The organism is Sinanaerobacter chloroacetimidivorans (assembly GCF_018128545.1).
Taxonomy (GTDB): domain Bacteria; phylum Bacillota; class Clostridia; order Peptostreptococcales; family Anaerovoracaceae; genus Sinanaerobacter; species Sinanaerobacter chloroacetimidivorans.
Genome location: NZ_JAGSND010000005.1, coordinates 87,985 through 99,435 on the forward strand (window position 1 = coordinate 87,985; position 11,451 = coordinate 99,435).

Here is an 11,451-nt window from a genome sequence, read left to right on the forward strand (position 1 = left end):
CAAATGAAGAGTAAAGAAAGAAGAATACGCGACAGCATCCTTACCCTGATAACCATTGTCGTAATTTTTATCTTGCTGTATTTGGCAAATCAGTTTATGAGCAACTACCAGCTTAGAATTTTGAATCTTTGCGGTATTTATATCATATTATCCTTATCCATGATTTTGATCAATGGATTTCTTGGCTTGTTCTCACTGGGTCATGCAGGCTTTATGGCCATCGGCGCCTATACGGTGGCATTGCTGACCTTGCCTCCGATGGAAAAACAGCTGAACTATTATCTGGAGCCCATAGTCCCATGGCTTGCAAATACGGAGTGGTCTTTCCTGCCGGCCATCCTGCTTGGCGGTGTCTTTGCTGCAATAGCCGGTCTGCTGATCGGGGCACCTGTATTAAGATTAAAGGATGACTATCTGGCAATCGCTACTTTGGGATTTGCTGAAATCATTCGAATCATATTCACAAACTTGCAGAGTGTGACAAATGGATCCTTAGGCTTAAAGGGCCTGCCCAAAATAGAGATAGGAATTCCTTTTACCGGCCTGGCTTTAAATATGAGTGCCTGTATTTGGATCGCTGCTGTTATTACCGTCCTATTTATGGTGAGACTTGTAAAAGGAAGCTATGGAAAGGCTTTCCTGGCCATCAGAGAAGATGAAATTGCGGCTGAAGCTATGGGAATTAATGTATTTAAGCATAAGCTTCTGGCTTTTGTAATTGCAAGCTTCTTTGCCGGAATCGGCGGAGCCTTTTTGGGAAATATTATGGGAACCGTTGACCCGCTTATGTTCAGGTTCCTGCTGACCTACAACATCGTTCTGATCGTGGTATTCGGAGGAATTGGAAGCTTAACCGGAGGCGTGCTGGCAGCCATTGTTATCACAGCCGCTATGGAAATGCTGAGATTCCTGGACAGCAGCTTCGATCTGGGACCTTTGGAGATTCCTGGAATACCGGGTGTCCGTATGGTAGTTTTCTCCCTGCTTTTGATGTTTATCATCATTTTTAAACCAAGAGGAATTATGGGTGTCAGGGAGTTTTCATGGCAATGGCTGATCGATTTGCCCAATAATACGAAGAATTACTATGCCGATAGAGCAATCCGAAAAAGTAAGGCTAAGAAAGGGTGTGATCAATAATGTCCCTGCTTAGAACAGAAAATATAACCATGAAATTCGGCGGTGTCGTAGCGGTGTCAAATCTGAACGTCCGGCTTGAGAAGAATGAAATCATAGGTCTTATCGGCCCCAACGGTGCCGGCAAAACAACAGCCTTTAATATGATTTCCGGAGTTTATAAACCAACCAGCGGCAAAGTACTGTTTGGTGATAAAGATATCACGGGCATGAAGCCAAGTGCCATAACCAAGCTTGGCGTAGCAAGAACGTTTCAGAACATACGGTTGTTCAAGGAACTGTCCGTATTAGAAAATGTAGTGATTGCAAACCATTTAAGGCTGCAGTCCAACTGGATTTCTTCCGTAGTGAGAACACCGGACTATTCCAGGAAAGAGAAGTCCATGTATGATAAATCCATGGCTCTCCTTGAAAAGGTAGGTCTGGCAGACTTAAAGGATGAGAAGTCCTATTCACTGCCCTATGGAAAGCAAAGACGTCTTGAGATTGCAAGAGCTTTGGCTACCGATCCTGGGATCCTGCTGCTGGATGAACCGGCTGCCGGTATGAATCCGCAGGAATCTGATGATTTGATGCACTTTATAGCCAGAATCCGGGATGAATTCGACCTGTCAATTTTGATGATCGAACATCACATGCAGGTTGTTATGGGAATCTGTGAACGAATTTATGTATTGGATTACGGAATTACCATTGCAGAAGGGAACCCATATGAAATTCAGAATAATCCAAGGGTAATAGAGGCTTATTTGGGGGTGGATGAGTAATGTTACAAATCAAAGATCTGCAAGTCCACTATGGTGGAATTCATGCTCTAAGAGGCATCAGTCTGGAAGTGCCTGATGGAAAAATCATATCTCTCATCGGAGCCAACGGAGCAGGCAAAAGCACTACCCTGAAAGCGATTATGGGGTTGGTGCCCAAAACTTCAGGCACCATTCTGTATGATAAAAAGGATATTACGGAAAGCAAAACGAAGGACATTGTAAAAGACGGCCTGATTCTCACTCCGGAAGGAAGACGAGTATTCCCGGATCTTACGGTAGATGAAAATATTACCCTGGGTGCATACGTGCGAAAGGATAAGGATGGAATTGCCAAGGACAGGAAATGGGTCTTTGAATTGTTTCCGCGGCTGGAAGAAAGAAAATGGCAGGCTGCGGGTACGCTGTCCGGGGGAGAACAGCAGATGCTTGCCGTGGCACGTTCTTTAATGGGACGTCCGAAATTATTAATGATGGATGAACCGTCCCTTGGACTGGCACCCCTTATTGTGAAAAATATTTTTGGTATTATTAAAGAAATCAATCAAGCAGGTGTAAATGTACTTCTGATTGAGCAGAACGCAAAAGCAGCTCTTGAGATTTCCGATTATGGATATGTTATGGAAACCGGTGTCGTCACACTGTCCGGGACGGGCAAAGACCTGCTGGTTAACGACAGGGTGAAAAAAGCATATCTTGGAGAATAAAAATGAAACGTAACAGATATTGTATTTTAGTCGTTGCACTCCTCGTTGCAATAAGTGCAGCATTATCAGGATGCACCACATATACAAATTTTAAAGAAACATTCCTGACGGTGGAAGATGAAGAATCTGATGTTGTAAAAATCGGTGTCTTTGAGCCGCTGTCGGGAAAAGACAAAGAATATGGAGAACTTGAAAAAAGAGGCATAGAATTGGCCCATGAACTCTATCCCGAAGTCTTAGGAAAAAAGGTGGAGCTTGTATTTGCGGATAATCAATCAGACGTTGACGTTGCAGCCACTGTTGCCCGGGAGCTCGTGGACAAAAAAGTCTCTGTGGTTCTGGGAAGCTATGGAAGCACCCTTTCTTTAGCGGGCGGTGAATATTTTGCAAAGGCCAAAATTCCGGCTATCGCTGTAACTTCTACCAATCCATTGGTTACCGGCAGTAATGAATATTATTTCCGTGCCTGCTTTGTAGAATCCTTTCAGGGGATAGCGCTGGCCAAATATGCCGTAGAGGAAATGGGAGTCAGCAAAGCCGCGATCTTTAAGGATGTGGATGATGATTATGCAGCAGCAGTTTCTCAAACCTTTTCCGATAAATTTGCTGCACTGACACAAGATGAAAATTCCATTGCGAAGATTATTGAGTATCAAACCAAAACAAAAGACTTCAGCAAACAATTGAATGAGGTGAAAGCCTCCGGTGCGGAAGTCATTCTGATGGCCGGGAAAACCACCGATGCCATAGAGATTATGAAACAGGCAAAGGAAGCCGGGACTACAGCTGTTTTCCTGGGAACCAATGACTGGGAAACGGACAAGTTCCTGGAAAAGGGCGGTGAAAATGTAGAGGGCGCGGTATTTGCAACGTTCTTTGATTCCGAGTCCAATCTTACGGAAATTACAGACGTATTTTTAAAGGCATACCGGGAAAAATACGGTAAAGATGCGACACCGGAAAGTAACGTGGCTTTGGGGTTTGATGCCTATTTACTTGCAATCAATGCCATTACCAATGCGGGTACTTCTCAGGATGGGGAAGCGATCCAAACAAAATTAAAGTCCACCAGAGAGTTTCCCGGAGCTGCCGGTAAAATCACCTTCGATGAAAACGGCGATCCGATTAAATCCGTCGTTATAAAAACCATTACAAATGGTAAATTTGTTCACACATATACAGTAGAGCCGACATGGCAATAAGGAGGAACTAATAATGGAACAAAATTTAAAAGAAGCCATCGACAACATCAGACCTTTTTTACAGAGAGATGGTGGAGATGTTGAGTTTGTGGAATACACAGATGACAAAATTGTAAAGGTAAGATTGCAGGGTGCTTGTCATGGATGCCCTGGAGCGCAGATGACACTGAAAGGCGTTATCGAGAGAATCTTAAAAGAACAGTATCCGGATATTGCCGGAGTAGAATCCGTTTAACGTAAGAAACGCTGCAGAGCGCTTTGCCGGATATCCCGGCGTACATGAATAAAGGTAAAAATGGATCAGAAACAGAATGGAAAGAACAAGATCATAAAGCTTTCCGCAGCAGCGGGAGCGCTTGCCGTAATTGTAGTGGGATTATATTTTTTATTCCCACTTCTTTTACATGGCGATAATAATGTAAATACAAAACCCCAGTCTCCCGATACCATCGTCGTTGAGCAGCCGATCTCCTTAAAAATATCGGCTGTTGGAGATGTTATGGTGCACAAGCCTCAGATTCCGGCACAATACCAAAGCGAAACCAACTCTTATTCCTTTGATAATAATTTCCAATATATTAAAAAGTATATTGAAAGCGCAGATTTAGCATTGTGCAATCTGGAGACCACCTTTGCCGGCGGTACCTATTCAGGATATCCGGTATTCAACGCGCCGGAAAGTCTGGCGAATGCCTTGAAAAACGCAGGCTTTGATGTGGCACTAACATCAAACAACCATATCATGGATATGGGTCTGTCGGGAATGAAAAGGACACTGGAAATATGCCGGAGCGCAGGCTTGCAAACGGCGGGAACCCAGCTGGAAGGGGAGAAGAATTACACCATTGTGGATGTAAAGAATGTGAAAATCGGTATCGTTGCTTATACTTATGAAACGCCCAGCGCCAATGGCAGAACCACGATCAACAGCAATTATGTTCCGGAGGACGCTTTAGACCTATTCAATACATTCAATTATAATACTTTGGATGAGGATCTGGGAAAAATTCAGGCATCCATTCAGGCTGCAAGGGATCAAGGTGCGGAGCTGATCATCTGCTATTATCACTGGGGAGAGGAATACCAGCGTTCACCGAATGACTATCAGCTATACATAGCCAGACAGTCCGTCAAGTTTGGAGCTGATCTCATCTTTGCCTCTCATCCCCACGTGCTTCAGGGGCTGGAATTGCTGACGGATGAAACCTCAGGGAAAAAAGTTCCCGTCTTTTATTCTATGGGAAATCTGCTCTCCAACCAGAGAACGGAGACCCTGGATAATCGCTATACGGAGCAGGGCATGATTGCCGAAGTCGATCTGGAATACATGAAAAGTACCGGACAAATTTTGACCGTTCAGATGGGCGCTGTACCAACCTGGGTTGATAAGTATAAGTCCCGAGGGAAAGATGTTTATGCTGTAATTCCTTTGGATCAGAGTCTGGAAGAGAATCCTGACCTGAAAGCTTCCGGCCATCTTTCAAGGGCAAAGCAGGCTTTGGCGGATGTGGTCTCACTGCTGGGAAATGAATTTATAAGGGTAAATGAATAACGCATCATAAAGGGGCTGGCGGAAATGTTGAAAAGGAGCTTTCAACAATTTCCCTCGGCCCTTTTCAGCATCTAAAGTGGGGTATAAATGGGATTTGTTGTAAGAAATTAAAAAAAGGGTTATAATAGGCATAACCTTATGATTCAAAGAATTTGATGATCGTGCTTAATTCAGGAGAATAAGGAGAATCTGAATGCTTGAGGAGTGAAGTTATGAACTATTTGGATTTAATCGACCAATATAAAGAGGAAATGATTCACACGCTGCAGGAACTGATTTCTATCCGAAGCGTGGCAGGCCCGGCGGAAGGAGATGCGCCTTTCGGCATGGGTGTTCAGAAAGCCTTTGAATATATGTTGAAAAAGGGGAAAGAGGAAGGCTTCGAAGTAGAGAACGTTGACAATTACGGCGGGCATATTGACTTTGGAGGATATTTGCTGGATGAAAACGGAGAAATGATTGGAACCAGCGAAGAAATCATGGGTATTCTTGGGCACCTGGATGTGGTGCCGGAAGGAAAGGACTGGGATCGTGATCCTTACGGCGGAGAACTGGAGGAAGGCCGGATTTACGGGCGCGGCGCCATTGATGACAAAGGTCCCGTCGTTGCTGCCTTTTATGCGATGAAGGCGTTGAAGGACGCAGGGGTGATTCCTGAGAAGAAGGTAAGACTGATCATGGGCCTGGATGAAGAGACAGGCTGGAAGGGCATGGACTACTACCTGAAGAAGGTAAAGTCGCCGGACTTCGGTTTTACACCTGACGGTGAATTTCCTGCGATTCATGGAGAAATGGGGATACTGATTTTTGAGCTTGCAAAGAAACTCGCCAAGTCTCCGGCCAATGCCAAAGGTGTTGTAATAAGAACGATAACCGGAGGTAATGCTGCAAATATGGTGGCTGATCATGCCAGGGCGGTGATCCGATCAGATTCTTATGAGGAAATCAAAGCGAAACTGTCTGAGTTTAAGCAGGAAACAGGATATAAAATTAATGCCAAAGGAATTGGAAAGAGCCTGGAAATTACCACCCAGGGCGTTTCCTCCCATGGAGCAAGGCCGGAATTCGGATTGAATGCCATATCCGTGCTGATAAAATTTTTATCACAAATCAAGATTGAAAATGAGGATATGCAGGATTTCATTGATTTCTATAATAAACACATCGGATTTGATCTTTGCGGAGATTTGTTAGGATGTGGACTTTCGGACGAACCTTCCGGGAAACTCATTCTGAATGTGGGCATGATCAATGTTGATGACGAGGCCGCCAGACTGACGATCAATATCAGATATCCCGTTACAATGAATGACGCACAGGTCTATGAGGCTATGCTGCCTATCGTGAATGAATATAATCTCGGAATTATCAAGCTCAAGCATCAAGAGCCGATTTATCTGCCGGAAGATGACAAGATGGTCTGCTCCTTGATGGATGTGTATCGGAAGCATTCCGGAGATATTGACTGCAAGCCCATGGTTATTGGCGGAGGCACTTACGCCAGGGCTGTTAAAAATACGGTGGCATTTGGGGCTTCCTTCCCGGGGGATCCGGAGCTTGCCCATCAGAAAAATGAATATATTTCTGTTGAAAACCTGGTGAAATGCGCAAAAATATTTGCGGACGCCATCTTTGAACTGGCAGAGGGACAATATAAAAAAGTTGAGACAGATCGAGTAATCGAAGAAAACTAAATTCGGACAATTCTTTAGAATTGGAATCAGGGGGGATGAACAATGAAGAAGAAAAACCGGATTTTTCCGTATGTCGCTTATGGCCTTAGGATTTTTATGGGGATATGGGTGATCTCTATTTCCTTTATTATTTGGTATTATCTGAAAAACAATGCCCACACTTTTGGTACACAGGTCCTATGCCTCTTGATACCTGCTGCCGCCATAACCCTTGTAGCGGTAGACTTGTATTTCCATTATAAAGATATTAAGCTATTAAAGAACCGTTAACTTTAGCGGAATCGTTAACGATTGAGTATCGCTAAAATTGATTTTGAAAAGTTAAAAAGATATTGTTTGACAGATATATTATATGGTTATATAATATTCAGGTAAAAATCTGTTTCAGGGCGAGGTGCAAGTCCTCACCGGCGGTAAAGAGCAATTTGCTACGAGTCCGCGAGCCAATTTGGCTGAGTTCGGTTACATTCCGATACCGACGGTATAGTCCGGATGAAAGAAACACGGATTGGAATTTATTTTCTATGATGTGATTAGCCTTGAAAGAAATTTCAAGGTTTTTTTTATGACCTGGCAGATTCCTAATATTTTTTTATCTTGCAAGGCAGACTAATAACTAGGCGGAAAATGTTTCCTGCCTCGTTGAAACGCACAGGTAAGAAACTTTTTCTAAAGTCGAAAAATTTTCTGCGGTTGCGTTATAATCCTGCAAGAAATGAGGAGGAATTTGAAAATGAATCGATCAGAAAGAACAACAAAATTAACAAAAATGGCGATGCTCGCCGCTATCTCTTTGGTGCTTGTTGTATTAATCAGGATTCCATATCCTGCAGCACCTTACCTTGTTTATGATCCGGCGGATATTCCCATTTTTATTGGCGCATTTGCCTTCGGGCCATTGGCAGGACTGGTCCTGACCGCTGTGGTAAGTTTTATTCAGGCCTTCATTTTGGGCGGAGATGGCCTAATCGGATTTTTCATGCATTTTGTAGCAACCGGAGCTTTTGTACTGGTAGCCGGCAACATTTATAAGAGAAATAAAACAAGAAAAAATGCAGTCATCGCATTGATTTGTGGTACAATAATCATGACGGTAACCATGCTGTTATGGAATCTGCTGATCACTCCTATCTTTTTGGGAGTCCCAAGGGAAGCCGTGATGGCGATTCTGGCTACGGTAATCCTGCCTTTTAATCTTCTAAAAGCAGGAGTAAACTCAATCGTGACCTTTATAACCTACAAATCCATTGCAAAATTTTTGCATAAATAACCTGGAGTCTACATGAATAAAATTATCCAAAAGGAATCGGATACATGGGATTTTGGCCGGGAATTGGCTTCCAAATTAAAACCGGGTGACATAATAGCTCTTATCGGAAACCTTGGAACGGGAAAAACCACATTAACAAAATCCATTGCGGAAGGACTTGGAATCAAGGATATGATTACAAGTCCTACCTTTACCATCGTACAAGAATATCATGACGGACGTCTGCCGCTCTATCATTTTGACGTTTATCGGATTTGCGACCTGGAGGAAATGTATGAACTGGGTTATGAGGAATACTTTTACGGCAAAGGCGTCTGCGTCATAGAGTGGGCAGATTTGATCATGGAGCTGATTCCAAAAGAGAGCATCATCATTCGTATCGAATATGGCAGTTCGGAGGATGAACGGGTGTATTATATTGAAAATTTACCCAGGTGTTAAGTTAGTATTTATTAGTTAGTCAAATCCAATTTATATACTTAAGTTGAATCATTATACCGTCATAACGAAAATGGTCGCAGTTTTCATAAAGCCAATGTCTGACTTTGTATTACGAAAATACTCACAGGTTTCTAATGATATGGTCTCGATTCGTTATTTTTAACCCCAAAAACAAACGGTTTCCCTAATCGGTGTTTTTGGGTTATGGCAAAACTTGAAAGCCATCATTAAAAATAACATCATCTTCATCCTACATCATTGACGAAACCTGTTCGGATATTTTCTTAAATCCAAAGCTCAGCCATTGCAGCTTGATAAAAAACTTGCAAAAACTAAAGCTGACAGTTTAATCGTTTAATATTACAAATCTTTTTTGACGAATTGAGTTCGACTCAGAAGCAAATTTTCACTAACTAAAAAAATTTGCTAACCGCTGGTTCGGGCTGGGTGCCATTGTTTGTGAACTATGTTAAATAATTTGTCTGATTAGCAGATGGGCTGGTACAATACGTTAGAATGATTTTGCTTTGGTCTTATCCGAAGTGGTCATAATCTTTATGGGATATAAGCAAAGCCTTGAGCAGGTTTGACATATAAAATTAGACCTTTTGCTGATCAGACAAAAATTGTGACTTAGTTTCACAAACTAATAAATAATAGTTGAAAGGAAAAGAAATGTACATTCTAGCAATCGAAACCACTGGGGCGGAGGCCTCCATAGCCATCATCAATGAACAGGGAGAAGTCAGGGAAGAAACTTCGACACAGAAGCTGAGCCACCTCCAAAATCTGATGCCTATGCTGGATCTTTTGCTGGAAAAATGTCGATTGACAATAGGCGATATGTCGGTTGTTGCAGTATCCGAAGGACCTGGGTCATTTACCGGCATACGAATCGGGGTGTCCACTGCCAGAGCGCTTGCGCAGGCATTGGGGATTGGGACTATAGGTGTCCCCACCTTGCAGACTTTTGCTTATCATGTGCCCGATTATCAAGGGGTTATCTGCCCCATCTTTGATGCAAGACGAAGCCAGGTATACGGAGGAGCCTTTCGATGGACAGAGGGGAACTGTGTGGAAGTGGCAGCCGGAGATGCATATGATTTGAGTGCACTCCTGGAGCAGCTGAAATTTTATCTGGAAGAGCTTAATGAAAGTGATCGCTGGGGACATGAGATCACCTTTTTCGGTGACGGCATCGACCCTTACAAAGAAAAAATCCTGGAATGGCAGCATTCATCGTTAAAAGACAATATACGTATTTTATTTGCACCGGATGACAGGAAGCTGCAAAAAGCATCCTCAGTTGCAAAACTTGCTCTGGAAAAATATAAATTGGGTGATATAAAACCGTATATTCAGCTGAAGCCTGTTTATATGAGAAAGGCCGAAGCGGAAAGAAAGCTGGAGGAAAAGTCCTGATGAATCTTATGGTGAGGCAGGCGGAAGCCGGTGATGTGAAAACCATCGCAGAGTTAGACAAAATTTGTTTTTCCGCACCATGGAGTGAGAGTTCCTTTGAAAAAGAAATTAAAGAAAATCAACTGGCATTTTACATCGTAGCTGAGATTGATCATTGCATCGTCGGATATGCCGGACTTTGGCGTATTATAGATGAAGGTCATATTACCAATGTGGCGGTTCATCCTGATTTTCGACAGAAGGGAATCGGAGAAGCGCTAGTTTCGGTGCTGCTGGATCATACACAGAGGGAAGGAATCAGAAGCCATACCCTTGAAGTCAGGGCTTCCAATTTTGCGGCTATTTCTCTTTATACAAAACTTGGCTTTGTAAATGTCGGATACAGAAAAAATTATTATGAGGATAACGGAGAAGATGCTATAATAATGTGGCGGACTGAATAATTTACTTCTTGAAAGCAATACTAAATGTAACACATTTCGTATTACTGAGAGGAGAAATTAAAATGAGAATGAGAAACACTTATTATGATGATAATTATAATGATCAGAATGATGAAATGCTTTCCGTCGCAGCCCATTGCAGCAGATTTTCCAGAAGGCATGATGTCAATGCTTTCAATATGATGGACTACCAGTCCTGTGAAAATTGCAGGCACCTGACAGCAGATAATCAATGCGTAGCCAAAATGCAAAATAGATTTACAAATATGGAATAAATTTATTTTTAATATAGAATAAAAGTTATAAAATGAAAGCAGTAACGGAGTTAAAATGAAAAATGGCAAATTTATCACATTAGGAATAGAATCTAGTTGTGATGAAACATCAGCAGCAATTCTTTCTGAGGGAAGAGACCTCAGATCTAACATTATCGCTTCTCAGATTAAAGTACATCAGGTTTTCGGCGGGGTAGTTCCGGAAATTGCTTCCCGGCACCATCTGGATAATGTCAATACGGTGCTCTCACAGGCACTGGAAGAAGCCAAGGTCACACTGAAGGAAGTGGACCTTATTGGCGTTACCCATGGACCGGGGCTGGTGGGCGCCCTGCTGATCGGGCTGGCAACTGCCAAAGCCATAGCCTATGCCTTGAAAAAGCCGCTGGTCGGAGTCCACCACATACAAGGTCATATCAGTGCAAACTATATCGAGCATAAGGGGCTGGAGCCTCCTTTTCTTGCTCTTGTAGTTTCAGGCGGGCATACCAATATCGTTGATGTGATAGATTACAATCAATATAAAGTGTTGGGCCGTACGAGG

14 protein-coding genes and 1 riboswitch are annotated in these 11,451 nt (G+C 42.9%); all 14 genes read left to right on the forward strand.

From position 1 onward, the window contains the following. Positions 1-3: 3 nt before the first annotated feature. Positions 4-1,140, forward strand: coding sequence for a branched-chain amino acid ABC transporter permease (locus tag KCX82_RS09235; protein WP_227018177.1), 1,137 nt, complete (start codon positions 4-6; stop codon positions 1,138-1,140). After that, complete coding sequence (locus KCX82_RS09240; RefSeq protein WP_227018178.1) at positions 1,140-1,904, forward strand: ABC transporter ATP-binding protein; 765 nt, start codon at positions 1,140-1,142, stop codon at positions 1,902-1,904. The genes KCX82_RS09235 and KCX82_RS09240 overlap by 1 nt, the downstream gene beginning before the upstream one ends. Continuing rightward, a complete protein-coding gene (locus tag KCX82_RS09245) occupies positions 1,904-2,608 on the forward strand; it encodes an ABC transporter ATP-binding protein (protein WP_227018179.1) in 705 nt (234 codons plus the stop codon). The genes KCX82_RS09240 and KCX82_RS09245 overlap by 1 nt, the downstream gene beginning before the upstream one ends. Before the next feature lie 2 nt (positions 2,609-2,610). After that, a complete protein-coding gene (locus KCX82_RS09250; RefSeq protein WP_227018180.1) occupies positions 2,611-3,810 on the forward strand; it encodes an ABC transporter substrate-binding protein in 1,200 nt (399 codons plus the stop codon). A gap of 13 nt (positions 3,811-3,823) precedes the next feature. Further along, the gene (locus KCX82_RS09255; RefSeq protein WP_227018181.1) at positions 3,824-4,045 is read left to right on the forward strand and encodes a NifU family protein; all 222 of its coding nucleotides are present in this window, start codon (positions 3,824-3,826) and stop codon (positions 4,043-4,045) included. Positions 4,046-4,105: 60 nt separating this feature from the next. Further along, positions 4,106-5,362 (forward strand): CapA family protein, encoded by a 1,257-nt coding sequence (locus tag KCX82_RS09260; RefSeq protein ID WP_227018182.1) that lies wholly within the window; start codon positions 4,106-4,108, stop codon positions 5,360-5,362. 212 nt (positions 5,363-5,574) lie between these two features. After that, positions 5,575-7,056, forward strand: coding sequence for a dipeptidase PepV (pepV, locus tag KCX82_RS09265; protein ID WP_227018183.1), 1,482 nt, complete (start codon positions 5,575-5,577; stop codon positions 7,054-7,056). Positions 7,057-7,098: 42 nt separating this feature from the next. Next, complete coding sequence (locus tag KCX82_RS09270; protein ID WP_227018184.1) at positions 7,099-7,326, forward strand: hypothetical protein; 228 nt, start codon at positions 7,099-7,101, stop codon at positions 7,324-7,326. 106 nt (positions 7,327-7,432) lie between these two features. Then, positions 7,433-7,564, forward strand: a riboswitch (FMN riboswitch). Positions 7,565-7,789: 225 nt separating this feature from the next. Next, complete coding sequence (locus KCX82_RS09275) at positions 7,790-8,326, forward strand: ECF transporter S component (RefSeq protein WP_227018185.1); 537 nt, start codon at positions 7,790-7,792, stop codon at positions 8,324-8,326. 12 nt (positions 8,327-8,338) lie between these two features. Continuing rightward, entirely contained in the window at positions 8,339-8,767 is a 429-nt protein-coding gene (gene tsaE, locus KCX82_RS09280) for a tRNA (adenosine(37)-N6)-threonylcarbamoyltransferase complex ATPase subunit type 1 TsaE (protein WP_227018186.1), read from the forward strand. 660 nt (positions 8,768-9,427) lie between these two features. Then, positions 9,428-10,189, forward strand: a complete 762-nt coding sequence (gene tsaB, locus KCX82_RS09285; RefSeq protein WP_227018187.1) for a tRNA (adenosine(37)-N6)-threonylcarbamoyltransferase complex dimerization subunit type 1 TsaB — start codon at positions 9,428-9,430, stop codon at positions 10,187-10,189. After that, positions 10,189-10,632: a ribosomal protein S18-alanine N-acetyltransferase gene (gene rimI, locus KCX82_RS09290; RefSeq protein ID WP_227018188.1), complete on the forward strand. Its 444-nt coding sequence runs from the start codon at positions 10,189-10,191 to the stop codon at positions 10,630-10,632. The genes tsaB and rimI overlap by 1 nt, the downstream gene beginning before the upstream one ends. Positions 10,633-10,694: 62 nt before the next feature. Then, positions 10,695-10,907, forward strand: a complete 213-nt coding sequence (locus KCX82_RS09295; RefSeq protein ID WP_227018189.1) for a hypothetical protein — start codon at positions 10,695-10,697, stop codon at positions 10,905-10,907. A 55-nt stretch (positions 10,908-10,962) separates the two neighbouring features. Beyond that, positions 10,963-11,451, forward strand: a 489-nt coding sequence (locus KCX82_RS09300) for a tRNA (adenosine(37)-N6)-threonylcarbamoyltransferase complex transferase subunit TsaD (RefSeq protein ID WP_405127683.1), incomplete at its 3' end; no start/stop codon positions are given.